This is a genomic window from Rathayibacter sp. AY1C6 (assembly GCF_002931535.1).
Lineage (GTDB): Bacteria > Actinomycetota > Actinomycetes > Actinomycetales > Microbacteriaceae > Rathayibacter.
The window spans coordinates 15889-34574 of sequence record NZ_PSWC01000002.1; the positions used below are offsets into that span (position 1 = coordinate 15889).

Consider the following 18686-nt stretch of genomic DNA (forward strand, 5'->3'; position numbering starts at 1 on the left):
GACGACCGTTCGTGACGCATCGGAGTCCCGTTCGCGCGACAGGCTCGTCCGTCGGCCGGCAGCGGGCGCGGGAAAGGGGCGGCAGCCCCGGGTCCAGCCCGGAGCCGCCGCCCCTCCTCGCCGCTACTTGCCGGTACCGCGGTACGCCACCCGGAAGGTCTCCCGGGTCCCGTCCGGTGCGGTCGCCGTAACGCGGAACGAGCCCGACGGCACCCGCGAGAGGTGCGTGTCGACCGAGACCGTCTTCGTGCGGCCCGCCGCCAGCGAGGCGACCTTCAGCTCACCGAAGGCCGTCGGGATGCTGAGACGGACCGGCGTGCTCCCCTCGTTCGTCGCGGTGGCGGTCAGCACGACCGAGCCGCCGCGCTTCACGCCGGTGATCGTCACGTCGACGTCGACCCGGGTCGCCGGGGCGACGACGGTGACGGCGGGGAGGAGTCGGCTGACGCCTCCCGAGACCGCGGTGATCGAGACGGCACCCGTGCCGGGGCCCGCCGTGGCCGCGGGGAGCGGAGCGGAGCCGTCGGCGCCGGTCGTCGCGGCGGCGGTCGTGCCTCCGTCGGCGAAGCGGGCCGGACCCTCGATCGTGTACGCGACGTCCGCGCCCGCCACCGGCTCGCCGGCCGCGTTCGCTGCGGTGACTCCGAGGCCGGCGATCGCCGCTCCGGTCTCGACGGTCTGCGCCGCGCCCGCAGGGGTCAGGGAGGCGACCGCCGCCGGATCGGTGAACATCGACGGAGTGAGCGGTGTGACCGTCAGGCTCTCGAGGCGCGCCGTCCCTCCGGAGGAGAGGAGCGAGACTCCCGTGCTGCTCGGGTCGGGGAAGACCTGGTCGGTGATCGTGGCGCGTCCGCCCTGCGCGAACGTCTCGACGGAGGCGTGATCGACGTAGAGCTCGAGGTGCAGCTCGCCGTCGTCGAGCGCCACGGGGGCGGTCTCGACCGACGGGAAGTCGGCGTCGAAGCCGACGTCGCCCGAGCGGGTGCGGTCGACGCTCAGCTGACCGGACGCGACGTCGTAGGTGATCGGCGTGCGCTGGGAGCCGTCAGCGGAGTTGCGGACCGAGAGGCCGAAGGAGTCGGCGTCCCCGGCGCTGAAGGTGGCGTCGAGCCTGTAGACGCTGCCCTCGGCCGCGGCCGGGAGTGCGGTCTCCCCGTCGGCGATGTCCGTGGCGCCCAGCGTGAACGCCTCGTCGCCGCGCTCGAGGGCCGCGGTCTGATCGACGACCTTCTGCACGAGCTTCGGGGCGCCGTCGACGGTCTCGAGGGAGAGCTCGCGCGGGAGCGCCATCGCTCCCCGCCAGGTTCCGGTGGGGACGGCCTCGCCGTACTGCCAGTTGTTCATCCACGCGATCATGATCCGCTTGTCGTCGGGCGCGTTGTCGAAGGTGACTCCGGCGTAGTAGTCGCGGCCCCAGTCGAGCCAGTCGTAGTCGACGAGGCGGCTCTGCGCGGGCTCGTCGGACAGCATGAACTGGTCGGCGAGGATGTGGCCCCAGCCGGCGCGGTTGTTGTCGACGACCTGCAGGTGCGCCGTGCGGCCGGCGAGGTCGGCGACGTCCCAGCTCGTCCAGTCCAGCGTCTCGCTGTCGCTGCCGGTCGCGGTGCGGACGATCTCGCCGCCGACGACGAGGTTCACGCTCGTCTCGTTCGAGCGCACCTGCGCCGGAGCGTCGGCGAGCACGATGTGGTCGACCGTCAGGTGACCCCAGCCGCCGGTCGCGTCGTCCACGACGACGATCCGCGCCGCCTTCCCCTGGTAGGCCGAGACGTCCCAGCTCTTCCAGTTCAGGGCGCCGTCGTTCGTGCCGGCGGTGGTCTGCACGACCTCGCCGTCGACGACGAGCTGCACCTCGAGGGTCTGGGCGTCTCCCTCGGGGCGGAAGCCTCCGCCGACGAGCATGCTCAGGTGGCTCCTGTCGATCGTGAACTCCGGCGAGGTCAGGGTGCCGCGGTTGTCGTCGCCCTTCGGTCCGCCGTCGAAGGTGTTGATCCGCTTCTGGCCGAGGAAGAACTCGCCGCCGCTGGTCGAGGGATTGGTGCCGTCGGCGAGGTCGCCGGTCACTGCCCAGCCGTTGTCCGCGAGGCCCTGCTGGTCCGGGAACTCGAAGCCCTCGAAGAGCAGCTCGCTCCCGGCGGGCGGGTCGTTGGCGAGCTGCGTGCCGTCGATGTGCGGGTGGTTCCCGCCGCCGACGAGGAAGTTCAGGTGGTCCTGGTCCATCGTGAAGTCGGGCGACTCCATCGAGCCGATCGGCCAGTCGCCGTCGTTGAACCCGTTGATCAGTCCCGTCCCGGCGAAGCCGCTGACGGTCTGCTGGCCGTCGATCGGCCCGGTGGCGGGAGTGGAGGCGAAGGGCCCGTTCTTCCAGTTCCCGGGCTCGTTGTCCACGGTCCAGCCGTTGTAGGTGCCGTCGTCGAAGCCGGCGAGCGTCGTGCCCTCGGGGAGGGTGTCGGAGCCGACGGTCGACTCCGAGGTGAACGTGGTGCCGTCGAAGTCGCCGACGAAGTACTGGCCGCCGGAGCCGCCGCCCACTGCACCCGGGTTGAGGTTGACGACCATGACCCACTTGACGTTCGAGGGGTCGCCGTCGACCGCCAGCGGGAAGAGGTCCGGGCATTCCCAGACACCTCCGGTCGCGTTCGCCGGGCCGAACTCGCTGAGCTCGGTCCAGTTCCGCAGGTCGGTCGACTTGTGGAGGAGGACCTTGTGGTCGTCCGCCTCGACCGTGACGACGACCCAGTAGGACGACTCCGGGGTGCCGCCGTCGTACCAGAACACGTGCGGGTCGCGGAAGTCGTTCTGGTCACGGTCGATGACCGGGTTGCCCTCGTACTTCGTCCACGTCTGCCCGGCGTCGGTGCTGTACGCGAGCGCCTGCGCCTGCTCCCCCGTCTTGTACGCGGCCGTGTACATCGCCACCAGGGGCGGGTTCTCGGCGGTGCCGAATCCGGAGGTGTTGTCCTTGTCCACGACGATCGAGCCGGAGAAGATGTCCGACTCCGCGTCGCCCGGGATCGCGAGCGGCTGCTCGGTCCAGTGCGTGAGGTCGGTGCTGGTGGCGTGGCCCCAGCTCATGTTCCCCCAGCGCGTCCCCTGCGGGTTGTACTGGTAGTAGAGGTGGTACACGCCCTCGTAGTAGACGAGCCCGTTCGGGTCGTTCATCCAGTTCTTCGTCGGCGAGTAGTGGATCGCCGGACGGTAGGTCTCCGCTGCCGCGTCGAGCGGAGCGGCGGAGACGGCGGGGACGGAGAGCCCGCCGCCGACGAGGCAGAGCGCGGCGGCGACGGCCACCAGGCCGCTGCGCCGTGGGAGCGAGCGATGAGGAGAAAGCACGGAAGAACGCCCTTCTTTGCGCGTGTCACGAGTGACAACGTTGTCAATTGCTGGGCAATCTACGGACTGTCCTCCGGACAATTCAAGAGCGGTCTGCGAGAAGGATCAGATCCCGCTCCACCTCCTCTCAGTCGGGGCAGGGCACCTCGCCGGAGCCGCGGGCGATCAGCTCGGTGGGGATCACGAACGTCTGCGCCGGCTCGTCCTCGCCGTCGAGGCGGAGGAACACCCGCTCGGCGGCCGTCCGCCCGATGACCGCGGGGTTCTGCGCGATCACCGAGACGGCGGGCTCGAGGAGCTCCGCCAGGGGGATGTCGTCGAAGCCGATCAGGGCGACCCTTCCGTGCGCGCCACGACGGCGGAGCGCGGCGAGCACGCCGATCGTGATCAGGTTCTGCCCGCCGACGATCGCGGTCGGCGGCACCTCGAGGTCGAGCAGAGCGGTCGCCATCTCCTCCGCCGCGTGCTCGTCGTGGGCGCCGTGGCGCACGTACGCGGGCGGCACCGGCAGACCGAGCCGGCTCATCTCCTCGAGGAAGCCGCGCTCCCGCTCCTGAGCGGTGAAGATCTCGGGCCGGTCGCCCAGGAACGCGATGCGGCGATGCCCGAAGGAGGCGAGGTGCCCCACTGCGCGGGCGATGCCGGCGGCGTTGTCGGTGATCACCGCGTCCGCCGTGATCCCCGTGGGGACGCGGTCGACGAACACCGCAGGCGTGCCGCGGTCGACCTCGACGCCCAGGTAGGCCTGGCTGGGCGCGACCGTGGTCAGGATGAGCCCGTCGACGCGCCGCGAGACGAAGGCGTTCACCGAGGAGCGCTCACGGGCGGGGTCGTCATCGAGGCTCGAGGCGAAGACCGCGACCCCGCGCTCGTTCGCGAGATCCTCGACGGCACGGTGGAGAGCACCCGAGAAGGGGTTCGCCACGCTGCCCACCAGCAGTCCGAGCGTGTTCGTGCGCCCGTTGGAGCGGCGGAGGTTCCCGGCGTGCAGATCCGGCTGGTACTGCAGCTGCGAGGCGGCGGCCTGCACCCGCTCGATCGTGGCGGCCGACACGTTCGGCTCGCCGTTGATGACCCGGGAGACCGTCTTGATGCCCACTCCGGCCAGAGCGGCGACGTGCTTCATGGTCGGACGGCGGCCTGCACCGGCGCCGCTTCGATCTGACAACGATGTCACGGTCGGGTCTCGCTTTCTGGAGGATCGCTTGACCTTAGCGTCACCGACCCGATAGACCTACCTCTGACATCGTTGTCGGGAGGCTGCTCCCGCCTTATGAACAGGACTTTCAATGACGAACCGTTCCCCTCGCCTCACCCGGTACATCGGCCTCGGCTCCGTCGCGATCCTCGCGGCCCTGGGCATGACCGCCTGCTCCAGCTCCGGCCCCGGCTCGTCCGACGCCGGCTCCACCGCCGGCAGCGGAGACGGCGTCGGCGTCACCCTCATCGTCAAGACGACGACGAACCCCTTCTTCGTCGCGATGGAGGACGGCGCCAAGGAGGCGGCCACCTCCGCCGGCGTGAACCTCACGCTCGCCGCGGGCAAGGAGGACGGCGACGAGGACACCCAGATCCAGGCCATCGAGAACGCGATCTCGAAGGGCGACAAGGGCATCCTGATCACCCCGAACGGCCCCTCCGTCGTCGACGCCATTCAGAAGGCGCGCGACGCCGGTCTCTTCGTCATCGCCCTCGACACGGCGCCCGACCCCGCCGACGCCGTCGACATCACCTTCGCCACCGACAACTTCAAGGCCGGCGAGGCCATCGGCGAGTGGACCGCCGCGCAGCTCGACGGGAAGAAGGCGACCATCGCGATGCTCGACCTCTTCGACGACAAGGTCGTCTCGGTCGACTACAACCGCGACCAGGGCTTCCTCACCGGCATGGGGATCGACGTCGCCGACGACCAGACCAACGGCGACGAGGCGAAGACCGGCAGCTACAGCGGCGGCGACTACGAGATCGTCGGCAACGAGGCCACCCAGGGCGCCGAGGACGGCGGCCGCACCGCCATGGAGACGCTCCTGTCCAAGAACCCCGACGTGAACGTCGTCTACACGATCAACGAGCCCGCCGCCTACGGCGCGTACCAGGCCCTCCAGGCCGCGGGCAAGGAGAAGGACGTCCTGCTCGTCTCGATCGACGGCGGCTGCGCCGGCGTGAAGAACGTCAAGGAGGGTCTCATCGGCGCCACCGCGCAGCAGTACCCGGTGAAGATGGCCCAGCTCGGCGTCGAGGCGATCGCCCAGCTCGCCGAGGACGGCACCAAGCCCAGCACCAGCGAGGGCCTCGACTTCTTCGACACCGGCTCGCAGCTGGTGACCGACACCCCGGTCGACGGCCTCGACAGCATCACCTCCGACGACGCCGCCGGGATCTGCTGGGGCGAGTAGCCCACCGCGGGCGGGGCGCTCCGGCGCCCCGCCCTCCTCCTCCCGCTCCCAGCGACTCCAGAAAGGCCATCGTGGCTCAGAAGACCACCGACCCGAATCCGCCGACCTCCGCACTCGACCTCGCGAGCGAGTTCCTCGACCGCCGCACGCCGCTGGACCGTGTCCGCGGAGTCCTGCACCGCTATCCGGCCGTCAGCCCGGCGGTCGTCCTCGTCCTGGCCGTCATCGTCTTCGGGCTCCTGAACGACCGCTTCCTCGACCCGTCGAACCTCTCGCTCATCACGCAGCAGGTCGCGGTGGTCGGCACCCTCGCCGTCGCGCAGACGCTGATCATCCTCACCGCCGGCATCGACCTCTCGGTCGGCGCGGTCATGGTCCTCACCTCGATGGTCATCGCGCAGACCGCGACCGAGAACGGCCTCCCGGCGGTCGTCGCCCTGCTCCTGGGCCTGGTCGTCGGCCTCGCGGCCGGCGCCTTCAACGGCCTGCTCGTGACGAAGCTCCGGCTCCCCCCGTTCATCGTCACCCTCGGCACGCTCAACATCTTCGTCGCGCTGACGCTCCTCTACTCGAGCGGCTCCACGGTCCGCGGCACCGACATGCCGGCCCTGCTGCCCTCCACCGGCGGCACCTTCGACATCCTCGGCGTCCGCATCAGCTACGGCGTCCTGCTGATGCTCCTCGTCTACATCGTGATCGCGTTCATCCTCGGCAAGACCGCCTGGGGCCGCCACGTCTACGCGGTGGGCGACGACAAGGAGGCCGCCCGCCTGGCCGGCATCAGCGTGAACCGCGTCCTGATGAGCGTCTACCTCGCCGCCGGCGCGATCCTCGCCATCGGCGCGTGGATCCAGATCGGCCGCACCAACGCGGCGAGCCCGAACGCCGGAGCCGACCTCAACCTCGACTCCATCACCGCGGTCGTCATCGGCGGCACCAGCCTCTTCGGCGGGCGCGGCACGGTCTGGGGCACGCTCCTCGGCGCCCTCATCGTCGGCGTCTTCCGCAACGGGCTCTCGCTCGCCGGGCTCGACGTCCTCTACCAGACGCTCGCTGTCGGCGTCCTCATCATCGTCGCCGTCTCGGTCGACCAGTGGATCCGGAAGGTTCGCAAGTGACCCTCATCGATGCCGCGGGCACCGCTCCCGCCGCCGCCCGCACCCCCGTCCTGCAGGCCAAGCGCCTCGTCAAGACCTTCGGCCGCGTGGTCGGGCTCGACGGCGTGAGCCTCGAGCTCTACCCCGGCGAGGTCCTCGCCATCATCGGCGACAACGGCGCCGGGAAGTCGACGCTGATCAAGTGCCTCACCGGCGCCGAGATCCCCGACGAGGGCGAGATCCTCCTCGACGGGCAGCCGGTGACCTTCAAGCGCCCGCAGGACGCCCGCGGCGCCGGCATCGAGACGGTCTACCAGAACCTCGCCGTCTCCCCGGCGCTCGACGTCGCCTCGAACCTCTACCTCGGCCGCGAGAAGCGCAAGAAGGGGATCCTCGGCTCCGTCTTCCGGATGCTCGACACCGCCGGAATGCGCAAGGAGGCGCGCGCCGAGCTGACCGAGCTGGGCATCTCGACCCTCCAGGACGTCACGGTCCCGGTCGAGAACCTCTCCGGGGGACAGCGCCAGGCCGTGGCAGTCGCCCGCGCCGCCGCGTTCGGCTCGAAGGTCGTCGTCCTCGACGAGCCGACCGCCGCCCTCGGCGTCCGCGAGTCGAACCAGGTGCTGCAGCTCGTGCGCAATCTGCGCGACCGCGGCATCCCGGTCATCCTGATCAGCCACAACATGCCGCACGTGTTCGACGTGGCCGACCGGATCCACATCCAGCGCCTCGGCAAGAAGGCCGCGACGATCACCCCGCAGTCGCACTCGATGACCGACGCGGTCGCGATCATGACCGGGGCGGCGACGGCATGAGCGCCCGCATCCTCTACGCCGAGTTCACCGCGAAGCCCGGTCACGAGGAGACGGTCGCCGGCATGATCGCCGACCTCGCCGTCCTGGTCCGCCGGGAGCCGGGCAATGTCGAGTTCACGCCCTACCGGCGGGAGGACGATCCGGCCCGGTTCTTCGTCTACGAGGTCTACCGCGACGAGGACGCCTTCCAGGCGCACATCTCGGCCGACTACGGAGCCGAGTTCAACAGGGAGCTCGGCCCGCTGATCGTCGAGCCGCACTCGCAGCTCACCTGGCTCGTCGCGGTCTGATCCGTCGCAGAAGCGCACCGTCTCTCCGGGGGCGGTGCGCTTCCGCGTCCCTCGACTTCTTCCACGCCGACGGGAGCGCCCTCGAGTTCCCCGGCAGCGACCGGATGGTCCGCGTCTCCCGCGAGGATCTGGCGGCCGTGCCGCAGGCCGTGGGCGTGGCGGTCGGGGCCGAGAAGACCGCGAGCATCATCGGCGCCGTCCGCGGCTCGCTGATCAACACGCTCGTGACGGACGCAGCCACGGCGGCGGCCATCCTCGCCGCCCTCTGAGCGCCGGCCGTCGCTCCCCACTGACCAGAAGTCGTCGCACTCGACGCCGAATGCGACGACTTTTGAAGGGTCGAGGAGGACGGCCGCCCCGAGACTCCGAGAGTCGTCGCACTCGACACCCCACTGCGACGACTCCTGGAGAGTCGAGGAGGCGGCCGTCCCGAGACTCCAGGAGTCGTCGAGGCGGCCGCCCCGCAGCGGCCCGCGTCAGGGCTGCGTGAACCCGACCTTCTGCACGCTGGTGCGTCCGTCGAGCGTCGTCGTCGTGATGCGCATGCTGTACGACCCTGCCGGGGCGACGGCGCCGTTCGTCAGGCGTCCGTCCCAGGCGAGGGTCTGCCGGCCCGCGAGGTGGCGGATCGACGAGGTCAGCTGCTTCGCGACTCCGCCGGACGCCGTGAGCACCGCGACGCTGGTCGTCGCGCCGTCGCCGGTCATCCAGTCGAGCGTCGTCGTGCCGCCGGGGCGGGTCACCGCGGGCGCCGAGACCACGAACGCCGGCGTCCGGCCGAGCGTCGCCGTCGCGTGACCGTCGGCTACGGTCAGCGCCGTGCTGCCCGCGGTGGTCCGGATCGACGCCGCCGCCCCCGAGACCTGCACCGAGGCCGTCGACGGGCCCGCGGTGTAGAGCGCCTGCACCGTCTCGGTCGGCGTCTGCAGCACCGTCCCGTGCAGGTTCACTCCGTAGTCGGCGGTCACGTCGTCGATCGAGACCGTGCCGGAGGAGACGCCCGACATCGCCTTGTAGACGAAGGCGTCCACGAGCTTCACCGGGTAGTCCCACACCCCGTCGCCGTCGCCGCCGGAGTGCGTGTAGTTGGCGTTCAGCCCGTCCGAGAACAGCGTCATCTTCTGCCACGGCGAGCCGCCGACGTTGCCGACGAGGCCCTGGAAGGTCTCCCCGGTCGCGTCCTGCAGCTTCAGGTAGACGGGGCTGGTGCTCGCGTCGCCGCTGACCCAGACCGAGACCGCTGTCGGCGAGCCGGGGAGGGTGCGCGAGGTGTGGAGCTGCGCGCCCTTCGAGGCGCCGGAGAAGTCGTACGTCAGCTTCAGCGCGCCCGAGCCGGAGTAGCCGGTCGACGTCGCGGCCAGCGAGGCGGTCCCGCCGCCGATCGGCGCCACGGCCCACCCGCTCGTGGAGGAGAGGTCGTCGACCTTCACCGGCGAGGCGGAGGCGGTCGCGCTCGCCCGGCCGAGCGCGGTGCCGGTCGCGAGGACCGCGCCGACCTCCTTCAGCGCCGCGTACGCGGGCTTCTGCCGTCCGGAGCGCTCGGTCACCGAGAAGGTGTCCAGCGGCGCCTGCGGGTCGGGGCCTCCGACGAGGTTGTACCAGGCGATCGCCTTGATCCCGCGGGCCGCGGCGTCGAGGTAGGAGCGCGAGAGGTACGACGCCTGGTCGGCCTCGCTGGTGGCGCCGGTGCAGGTGGTGCAGGTCGCCCAGCTGACCTCGGTGATCCACAGGCTCCGGCCCGGCGCGCTGCGGGTGAGGAAGTTCTGCGCCGCGTCGAGGTAGGTCGGGATCGCTCCCGTCTCGGGCGCTCCGTCGACCGTGTACGTGTGGATCGCGAGTCCGTCGAAGGAGTCGCCCGCCCCGGCCGCCAGCACGCCCGCCATGAACGGGTCGCTGAACTGGTCGAGCCCGCCGACCAGCACGGTCGCGGTCGGGTCCACGGCCTTGATCGCCGTGTACGCGGCCTTCAGCATCTCGCCGTACTGGCCGGCCGTGGCGCCTCCGCGCCAGTAGTAGTCGGTGTTCGGTTCGTTCCACACCTCCCAGACGTGCACGCGGTCCTTGTACCGGGCCACGGTCGCCGCTGCGTACGACGCGAAGTCGGCGTTGCTGCGCGGCGGGTAGTACTGGGCGTCCTCCGCCGCGGTACCGGCCGGGGCCGACGAGGCCCAGGGCGCGGAGTAGGCGAGCTTCCCGATCATGTCGACGTTGCGCGCCTGGCTGATCGCGACGGCCTGGTCGAACTTCGCCCAGTCGTAGAAGCCCTTCCGCGGCTCGACGCGCTTCCACTCGAACTCCTCGCGGGCCCAGCGCACCTGCGCGTCCTCGAGGAGGGCGGCCTGCCGGTCGGCCTCGACGGGCGAGTCCTGCTCGGTGAGGAAGCTGTTGATGCCGCTGATCGACGTGGGCGACGCCTCGGTGACCCGGGCGCTCACTCCGGTGAGGTAGGGGCGGGTCGCCGTGGCGGCTCCCGAGAGCGCGCCGTCGGCGGTCGTGTCCCAGGTGAGGCGTCCGGCGATGCTGCCGGCCATCGCGGCTCCGCTGTCGTCGGTGCCGTCGTAGGCCGCGGTGATCTCGCCCGCGGCGGCGGCGGTCCCGCCGAAGGTGCGGGTGCGGCCGGCGCTGTCGCGCAGCACCAGGGCGTAGTCGCCGGGCCCGCCCGCCGTGAAGCGGACGGTCGTGGTGGCCGCGTTCTCGCGGGAGAAGCGCGCGGCGCTCGCGGTCGGCAGCGTCCAGTCCTTGTCGAGGACGCGCAGGTTGTCGAGCACGACGGTGCCGGTGGCGGGGGCCGAGGCGCCGTTGCGCACCACGTTGATCCGCACCAGCGAGACCGGGTAGTCGAGCACGCCGTCGTCGTTGCCGAGGTGGGTGTTCGCGGCGGGCGACCGGAGGTCGATCGTCGCGGTCGTCCACCGGCTGAGGCTCATCGCGTCGACGCGGTAGAAGAACATCTCGCCGGTGGCGTCGCGCAGCTTGAGGAACACGGTGTTCCAGCTGCTGTCGCCGAGCAGGTCGACCTTGAGCGCGGTCGCGGGCTGCGTCAGCAGCGGCACCGGAGTCGTCGCGGTCTCGATCTCGGCGTCGGCGCGGGAGAGGTCGTAGGAGATCTTCAGCGCGCCCGAACCCTCGGTGCGGGTGGCCGAGGTCGAGGGGGTCGCGGTGCCGGCGGCCTGCACCCAGTCGGTCCCGGCGGAGTCGAAGGACTGCGCGAGGCTCGCGTCCGCGTCGATCTCCGCAAGGGTCAGCAGGAGCGGGATCCCGCTGCGGGTGGCATTCGAGGCGAGGACGCCGTCGTCCGTCCCGTCCTGCGAGAAGACGCCGCTGACGTCGCCGCGCATGCGGGTCCCGGAGTCGTCCGAGCCGTCCCAGGTCAGGGTGACCGGGCCGGCCGCGGCCGCACGCCCGGTGATCGTCTTCACGCGCCCCTCCTTGTCGCGCAGCTCGAGGCGGTGGTCGCCCGGGCCTGCCGCGGTGAAGGAGAACGAGGTGGTCGCCGAGGCGCCGGGGGTGAAGAACGCGGTCGCGGCCGTCGGCAGCGACCAGCCGGTGGCGAGGGTGCGCAGGTTGTCGAGCACGACGGTCCCGGTGGCGGGCTGGCTGCCGTTGCGCACGATGATCACGCCGGAGAGCTTCACCGGGAAGTCGAGCACCTGGTCGCCGTCGCCGCCCTCGATCAGCGCGGCCGGAGCGGTGAGGTCGACGTCGATCGTCGCCCACGCCGTCGAGCGCATCGCGTCGAGCCGGTAGGTGAAGGTCTCGCCCGAGGCGTCGCGGAGGCGCGTGTAGACGGTGTTGTAGGTGCCGTCGCCCTTGAGGTCGATCCGGAGCGACGAGGCCGGCTTCGCGATCACGGTCGCGGGGGTGCTCTGCACCGTCTCGACCAGGCCCGACGAGACGTCGTAGTCGATCCGCTGCGCGTAGGAGCCCTGGGTCTTCTGCGCGCTGGTGCGCGAGACGGCCGCCGAGCCCATCGCGACGCTCCAGCCCGACGCCGCACCCTCGAAGCCCTCGACCACGCTGGTCGTCGACGGCTGCGCCGCGGCGACGGTCAGCAGGGTCGGAGTCGCCGAGCGGGTCCGCGACGCGGAGAACTGCCCGTCCGGGGTCGAGTCCTGCAGGAAGGTGCTGCGGATCGGGCCGTCCATCTCCTGTCCGTCGTCGGCCTTCCCGTCCCACTGCACGGCGGTCTCGCCGGGCTCCGCGAGGGTGCCGGTGAGGGAGCGGCTGCGGCCGGTGCCGTCGCGGAGGACGATCATCCAGTCGCCGGCCGTGGCGGCCGAGAACGCGAGGCTCGCGACTCCGCCCTCCGACGGCACGAGGAACTCGGTGTCGGCGACGGGCATCGTCCACCGGCTGCTCACCGCGCGCAGGTTGTCGAGCACGAGCGAGCCGGTGGCGGACTGCTCGCCGTTGCGCACGACGTAGAAGCCGGTCAGCGTCAGCGGCATGTCGAGCACGGAGTCGGCGTTGCCCCCCTCAGCGAGCACCGGGTCCTGGGTGAGGTCGATGGGCACCGTGGTCCAGGTGGTCTGCCGCATCGCGTCCATCCGGTAGGTGAACGCCTCGCCGCTCGCGTCGGTGACGCGGAGGTAGACCGTGTTGTAGCTGCCGTCGCCCTTGAGGTCGACCTTCAGCCCCGTGACCGGGCCGGTGGCGACGTCGAGCGGAGCGGTCCGCGTGATGCCGGCCATGCCGTCGGTGAGGTCGTAGTCGACGGCGAGCGCGTCGGTGCCCTCGGTGCCGGTCGCGCCGCCCCCGGCCGCGGAGGCGCGGCGCAGGGTGGCGGATCCGGTGGCGACTCCCCAGCCGGCGTCTCCGCCGTCGAAGGCCTCGACCACCGAGGTCGCGTCGGGGTCGTCGGCCGCGGCCAGGGTGAGCAGGAACGGGACGCCGGTCGTCGTCGCGGCGCCGAGGGAGCCGTCGGCCGAGTCGTCCTGGCGGAGCACCGCGCGCACGTCGCCGGTCATCGCGGCTCCGGAGTCGTCGCGTCCGTCCCAGTCGACGGTGACGGGACCCGCCGCGGCGGCCGTGCCGGTGAGGGTGCGCGAGAGCCCGGCGGCGTCCGCGAGCCGCACCTCCCAGTCGCCCGCGGATCCGGCGTCGAAGGAGAGCGCGGCGCTCGCCCCGGCGGCGACGTAGGTCGAGGCGGCGACGGGGAGGGTCCAGCCGGTGGTGTCCGCGCGCAGGTCGTCGAGGGCGAACGTGCCCGTCGGCGGCTGCTCGCCGTTGCGGACCACGAGGACGCCGGCCACGGTGAGCGGCGCGTCCATGACTCCGTTGCCGTCGCCGCCGTCGCGGGCCACCGGCTCCGCGGTCAGGTCGACGGTGAGCGTCTGCCACTGGGTCGAGCGCATCGCGTCGACGCGGTGCACGAAGGTCTCGCCGCTCGTGTCGCGGACTCGCAGGTAGACGGTGTTGTAGGAGCCGTCGCCGCGGAGGTCGACCGTCAGGGCCGAGGCGGGCGCGGGGATGACGGGCGCCTGCAGCGGGTCGAAGCCGAGCTCGGCGAGCCCCCCGGTGACGTCGTACGAGACCTCGAGCGACGAGTCGCCCTCCGTGCTGTCGTCGGAGACGGCCGTGGAGGCCGTGCCGGTCACCGTCGCGAGCGCGGGCGAGCCGCTCTCGAAGCCCGTCACGGGAGTGGTCCCGGGAGTCGCGGCCGACGCGGCGCTCGGCGCCGTGAGCAGGCCCGCGACGAGGGCGGCGGTGACGAGGAGGACTGTTCGGGCACGGGACATGGGGGCACTCCGCTGGGCGTCGGATCGAGGATCGAACGCTCGCCTGGGGGTGGTGGCGAGCCGGCCGCATCGACGACCTGCGCGTCACGCTAGGACCGGCGGGGGTACTCGGAAGGGTGGGGAGGAAAGCTCGATTCGCCCGCACTCGAAGAGGGGTGGCGGGCCGGAGCGGATCCCCTCGGGCGATATCACGAGGGCCGATCCGCGCGCCAGCCCTCGCAGAGAGGGCAGACGGGGCGCTGAGAGGAACGCTATCCCGTGCGGCGCCGGAGCGCACGCCTCACTTCGTTCGAGTGCTCTCAGGTCCAGTCGAGAGCGGAGCGCTCGGCCCAGTAGCGGGCCGGATCCACGGCGAGCGCCGGGAGGTCCGGGAGCTCCAGGGGCCGCGCGCGCAGGTTGGCCCGCAGCTGCTCCGGAGTCGCCGCGCCGCTCAGCACGACGTCGGCCCAGGGCTGCGCGAGGGCCGCCCCCAGGGCGACGGCGTCCGGCGCGGCGCCGGCGTGCTCGATCGGGTGCGCCACGAGCCTCCCGTTGGCGAGGGCCTCCTTGACCACCACCAGCCAGCCGTCGTCGTGCGCGGCGGCGAGCGCCCGGCCCGCGGACTGCTCGAGCGGGTTCCAGGTGCTCTGGACCGCGCTGAACGGCGACTCCGGGATCGCGCGGGCGAGCTCGATCACGCGCGCCTGCTCGGGTCCGCTGGTGGAGAGGCCGACGCGCACTCCGGAGCCGGCGAGGCCGCGGAGGCGGTCCAGCAGCGGTCGGTCGGTGAGGGCCGGGCTCTCGGGAGTGATCGAGTGGACGAGGTAGGAGTCGGGCGCCGAGCCGAGCGCGTCGAGCGTGAGCGGCCACTGGCGGTCGAGCATCGCGACCGAGTGCTCCTTGCGCTCGTGGACCGGGGCGTCCATCGCCCACCCGCCGACGTACTCGTAGCCCCACTTCGACTCGATCGTGAGCGCCGCCCGCCGCTCGGGGTGCCGGGCGAGCCAGCCGCCGAGGAACTCCTCCGCCCGCCCGTAGGAGCGCGCGGCGTCGAGGAAGCGGACGCCGGCGTCCCACGCCGCGTCGAGCAGCAGGTGCGTGCGCTCGCGCAGCGCGTCGACGCTCCGCTCGGCCGCGGGGCCGAGGTCGTCGTCGCGCCCTGCCGTGATGTACGCCGGCCGGCCCACGGCCGCCAGCCCGATCCCGAAGCGCTGCATCCCGCCCACGGTACGCCCGTCCCGGAGCTGCGGCAGCCGCTAGCGTCGAGCGGTGACCTCCGCCCTCGACCGCAGCATCCTCCGGCTCGCCGTCCCGGCGCTGGGCTCGCTGGTCGCCGAGCCGCTGTTCCTGCTCACCGACTCCGCCCTGGTCGGCCATCTCGGCGCCGTCCCGCTCGCCGGGCTCGCGCTGGGCGGCACGGTGCTGCAGACGATCGTCGGCCTGATGGTCTTCCTCGCGTACAGCACCACTCCGCGGGTCGGCCGGGCCCTCGGCGAGGGCGACGAGCGGAGGGCCGTGGCGGCCGGGATCGACGGCGGCTGGCTGGCCCTGGTCCTCGGCGCCGGCATCGCCGTGGTGGGCGCGCTGACCGCTCCGGCCGTCGTGGCGCTCTTCGGCGCGGAGCCGGCGGTGGCCGAGGCGGGCGTGCGGTACCTGGCGGTGAGCATGGCCGGGATCCCCTCCATGCTCGGCGTCTTCGCGCTCACCGGGCTCCTCCGCGGCTTCCAGGACACCCGCACTCCGCTGGTGATCGCCGCCGGCGGATTCGCCCTCAACGCCGCTCTCAACGCTGTGCTGATCTACCCGGCCGGCCTGGGGATAACCGGCTCCGCGCTGGGGACGGTGATCGCGCAGTGGGCCATGCTCGCGGCCTACGCGGGAGTCGCGCTGCGGCTCGCCCGGCGGGTCGGCGCGCCGCTGCGGCCGCACCTCGCGGGCCTGGCCTCCTCCGCGGGATCCGGCGGCTGGATGCTCCTGCGCACCGCGAGCCTGCGCGCGGCGATCCTGCTCGCGGTCGCGACCGCCACCTCGCTCGGGGCGGAGGAGCTGGGCGCCTTCCAGGTGGCGATGACGCTGTTCTCGACGGTCGCCTTCGCCCTCGACGCGGTGGCGATCGCCGCGCAGGCTCTGCTGGGCCGCCTCCTCGGCGCGGGCGACGCCGAGCAGGCCCGAGCCGTCACGAAACGCTGTGTGACCTGGGGAATCGGTGCGGGAGTAGTGCTCGGAGCGCTGGTCACCGGTCTGAGCGGTGTCCTGCCGTACGTCTTCTCGAGCGACCCGGAGGTGCTGCGGCTGCTGCCCGCGGCGATCGCGGTCGTGGGCCTCACCGCTCCGCTCGGCGGCTACGTCTTCGTGCTCGACGGCGTGCTGATCGGCGCCGGCGACGGCCGCTACCTGGCGCTCAGCGGCCTCGCGAACCTCGCCGTCTTCGTCCCGCTCGCCCTGCTCGCCCCCGCCGCGCCCGCCGAATGGCGCCTCCTCGCGCTCTGGCTCGCCTTCGCCGTCGGCTTCCTCGGCGCCCGCGCGGTCACCCTCGGGCTCCGGGTCCGCAGCGACGTCTGGCTCCGCTGACCGCACTCCTCCCCTGTGGAGAAGCCTGTGGACAACTCCGGTCAGCGCGGCGGTGCGCTGGTGTTCCCGCGGTGGAGGACGGCGTGGAAGCAGACCGCCTCCGCCTCCTCGTCGGCCAGGAGCGCGACCGCGGCCCGTCCCGCCGCACGGCCCTTCTCGACCGCGGGCTGGGCCATCGTCGTGAGGTCGTACTCGGCCGCGAGACCGGGCACCTGCACGCCGTCGAAGCCGACCACCGAGAGGTCCTCGGGCACGCGCAGCCCGCGCTCCTCCGCCGCGAGGATCACGCCCGCGGCCAGCAGATCGCTCTGCGCGACGACCGCGGTCGGCGGCTCCGCCCCCTCGAGCAGCGTGCGGCCCGCGGCGACGCCCTCGTCGACCGAGCTCGCCGCGGCGGCGACGACCGACGCGTCCGGGAAGACGTCCTGCACGCCGAGGAGGCGGTCGACCGGAGTGATGCTGGGGCTCGAGCGCCAGCCGGGCGGGATCGCGCCGCGGCGCCGGTCCTTCGCGAACGGGAGCGAGACCACCGCGACCCGCTCGTGGCCGAGCTCGCGCAGGTGCTCCGCGAGGGTGCGGCTGGCCTCGCGGTTGTCGAGCGAGATCACGGCGCCGCCCAGCTCCGAGAGGCCCTCGACCACGACGACCGGCACCCCCCGGCGACGCAGCACGGCGACGGAGTCGTCGACCGACGGGCTGCAGCCGACCAGGATCATCGCGTCGACCGGGGCCGTCGCCAGCAGGCCCGCGCCGTCGCCGGTCTCGGTGAGCAGCAGGATCCCGGCGTCGACCCCGCCGAGCACGTCGGCGATCCCGTCGAGCATGGCGATCTTGATCGGGTCGCGGAACGCGTGCAGCATCCGCTCGTCCACGACGACCCCCACGATCCCCGAGCGGCCGCGGCGGAGCGAGCGCGCCCGCGGGTCGGGGCCGGCGTAGTCGAGCTCGGACGCCGCGCGCAGCACCCGCTCCTTCGTGGCCTCCGAGACGGGGCCGGAGCCACTGAAGACCAGCGAGGCGGTGGAGGGGGACACTCCGGCCCGGCTCGCGACGCGGGCGAGCGTCGGCCGGGGGCTCTTGCGGGGTTCCACGTTCCTCCTCGTGGGGGCGGCGCGCTCGTCGTCGGTTGACCGTCCCCGGGGTTCCGGATAGCTTAGACCGGCTCGCTTCGAATCGATTCGACCGTGCCTCTCGATCCGGTGTCCGGATCCCGCCCGCACCAGGAGAACCGCCATGACCTCGACGTCCGCGCTCACGCGCCCGCAGCTGGTCGCCTGGCGCAACGCCGTCTTCACGATCTTCGTCCTCAGCGGGATCTCGATCGCCACCTGGGTCTCGCGCACCCCCGCCATCCGCGACGAGCTCCAGCTCTCGACCGCCGGAGTGGGCCTGCTGATCCTCTCGATGTCGATCGGCGCGATCGTCGGACTCGCGTTCTCGACGCCGGTCATGGGCGCGATCGGCGCCCGGCGCGGCATGGCGCTCGGCCTCACCGTCTCGGCGGCGGGCCTCGCGGTGCTGGGCGTCTCGGCCGACGTCATCGGCGTCCTCCCCGCGGCCTTCGCCGGCATGGCGATGCTCGGCTTCGGCAACGGAGCCGTCGACGTGATGATGAACGTCGAGGGAGCGGCCAACGAGAAGGCCTTCGGCAAGACGCTCCTGCCGCTGTTCCACGCCTTCTTCAGCCTCGGCACCGTGGCCGGCGCACTGATCGGCGCGGGCGCCTCCGCCCTGGCCGTGCCCGTCGCCGTCCACCTCGGCGCGATCGCCGTGGTGATCGCCGTGACCGCGGTGATCGCGATCCGCTTCGTCCCGGTCCGCGAGGAGCTCGACACCTCCGGCGCGGCGACCACGGTGAAGCCGCCGGTCCGCGAGCGCGTCGCCGCCTCCCTCGGCGTCTGGCGCGACGGCCGCCTCGTCCTCATCGGCCTGATCATGCTGGGCATGGCCTTCGCCGAGGGCTCCGCGAACGACTGGCTGACCCTGGCGATGGTCGACGGCCACGGCACCGACAAGACGACCGCCGCCGTCGTGTTCGGCGTGTTCGTCGCCGCCATGACGGTCGGACGCGTGATCGGCGGACCCGTGCTCGACCGCTTCGGCCGCGTCCCGGTGCTGCGCGCCTCCGCCGGGCTCGCGATCGTCGGCATCCTGCTGTTCATCCTCGCCCCGGTCGACGCGCTCGTCGTCGTCGGCGCGGTCGCCTGGGGTCTGGGCTGCTCGCTCGGCTTCCCGGTGGGCATGTCGGCCGCGGCGGAGGGGCCGCACTCGGCCGCCCGCGTCAGCGCGGTGGCGATGCTCGGCTACGTCGCGTTCCTGGTCGGACCGCCGGCGATCGGCTTCCTCGGCGAGCACTACGGCCTGCTGAACGCCCTCTTCCTGGTTCTGGCCCTGGTGGTCGTGGCGGGGCTCGCCTCCCCCGCCGCCCGCAGCCGGCGGAGCTGACCGCCGCCGCCGCAAGCCCCCG

At 72.5% G+C, this 18686-nt stretch carries 12 protein-coding genes; 7 read left to right on the forward strand and 5 right to left on the reverse strand.

Annotated elements, in window-relative coordinates:
- Positions 1-123: 123 nt before the first annotated feature.
- Positions 124-3162, reverse strand: coding sequence for a GH32 C-terminal domain-containing protein (locus tag C5D36_RS01690; protein WP_104295151.1), 3039 nt, complete (start codon positions 3160-3162; stop codon positions 124-126).
- A 298-nt stretch (positions 3163-3460) separates the two neighbouring features.
- Positions 3461-4459, reverse strand: coding sequence for a LacI family DNA-binding transcriptional regulator (locus tag C5D36_RS01695; RefSeq protein ID WP_104295056.1), 999 nt, complete (start codon positions 4457-4459; stop codon positions 3461-3463).
- Between the two features lie 163 nt (positions 4460-4622).
- On the opposite strand from C5D36_RS01695, the gene C5D36_RS01700 reads away from it, so the two are divergent.
- The 5 genes from C5D36_RS01700 (at position 4623) to C5D36_RS01720 (ending at position 8200) form a co-directional block, all read left to right on the forward strand.
- Positions 4623-5729: a substrate-binding domain-containing protein gene (locus tag C5D36_RS01700; RefSeq protein ID WP_104238959.1), complete on the forward strand. Its 1107-nt coding sequence runs from the start codon at positions 4623-4625 to the stop codon at positions 5727-5729.
- Positions 5730-5800: 71 nt separating this feature from the next.
- Entirely contained in the window at positions 5801-6847 is a 1047-nt protein-coding gene (locus tag C5D36_RS01705; protein WP_104238958.1) for an ABC transporter permease, read from the forward strand.
- Positions 6844-7641 (forward strand): ATP-binding cassette domain-containing protein, encoded by a 798-nt coding sequence (locus C5D36_RS01710; protein WP_104238957.1) that lies wholly within the window; start codon positions 6844-6846, stop codon positions 7639-7641. The genes C5D36_RS01705 and C5D36_RS01710 overlap by 4 nt, the downstream gene beginning before the upstream one ends.
- Positions 7638-7931, forward strand: coding sequence for a putative quinol monooxygenase (locus C5D36_RS01715; RefSeq protein WP_104250283.1), 294 nt, complete (start codon positions 7638-7640; stop codon positions 7929-7931). The genes C5D36_RS01710 and C5D36_RS01715 overlap by 4 nt, the downstream gene beginning before the upstream one ends.
- Positions 7931-8200 carry a sugar-binding domain-containing protein gene (locus C5D36_RS01720; protein ID WP_258062848.1) on the forward strand — a complete coding sequence of 90 codons (270 nt, stop codon included), beginning with the start codon at positions 7931-7933 and terminating at the stop codon, positions 8198-8200. The genes C5D36_RS01715 and C5D36_RS01720 overlap by 1 nt, the downstream gene beginning before the upstream one ends.
- Before the next feature lie 207 nt (positions 8201-8407).
- On the opposite strand, the gene C5D36_RS01725 is transcribed toward C5D36_RS01720, so the two are convergent.
- Together C5D36_RS01725 and C5D36_RS01730 are read right to left on the reverse strand one after the other, a co-directional pair.
- The gene (locus tag C5D36_RS01725) at positions 8408-13669 is read right to left on the reverse strand and encodes a FlgD immunoglobulin-like domain containing protein (protein WP_104295058.1); all 5262 of its coding nucleotides are present in this window, start codon (positions 13667-13669) and stop codon (positions 8408-8410) included.
- A 299-nt stretch (positions 13670-13968) separates the two neighbouring features.
- On the reverse strand, positions 13969-14865 hold the full coding sequence (locus C5D36_RS01730; protein WP_104295152.1) for an aldo/keto reductase: 897 nt from the start codon (positions 14863-14865) through the stop codon (positions 13969-13971).
- A 52-nt stretch (positions 14866-14917) separates the two neighbouring features.
- Here C5D36_RS01730 and C5D36_RS01735 point away from each other — a divergent pair, with 52 nt between their 5' ends.
- Complete coding sequence (locus C5D36_RS01735) at positions 14918-16219, forward strand: MATE family efflux transporter (protein WP_104295059.1); 1302 nt, start codon at positions 14918-14920, stop codon at positions 16217-16219.
- Positions 16220-16260: 41 nt separating this feature from the next.
- Here the strand turns inward: C5D36_RS01735 and C5D36_RS01740 are convergent, their stop codons facing one another.
- A complete protein-coding gene (locus tag C5D36_RS01740) occupies positions 16261-17310 on the reverse strand; it encodes a LacI family DNA-binding transcriptional regulator (protein WP_258062837.1) in 1050 nt (349 codons plus the stop codon).
- Between the two features lie 142 nt (positions 17311-17452).
- Between C5D36_RS01740 and C5D36_RS01745 the strand changes: the two genes are divergently transcribed.
- Positions 17453-18664 (forward strand): MFS transporter, encoded by a 1212-nt coding sequence (locus C5D36_RS01745; RefSeq protein ID WP_104225755.1) that lies wholly within the window; start codon positions 17453-17455, stop codon positions 18662-18664.
- Positions 18665-18686 lie beyond the last annotated feature (22 nt).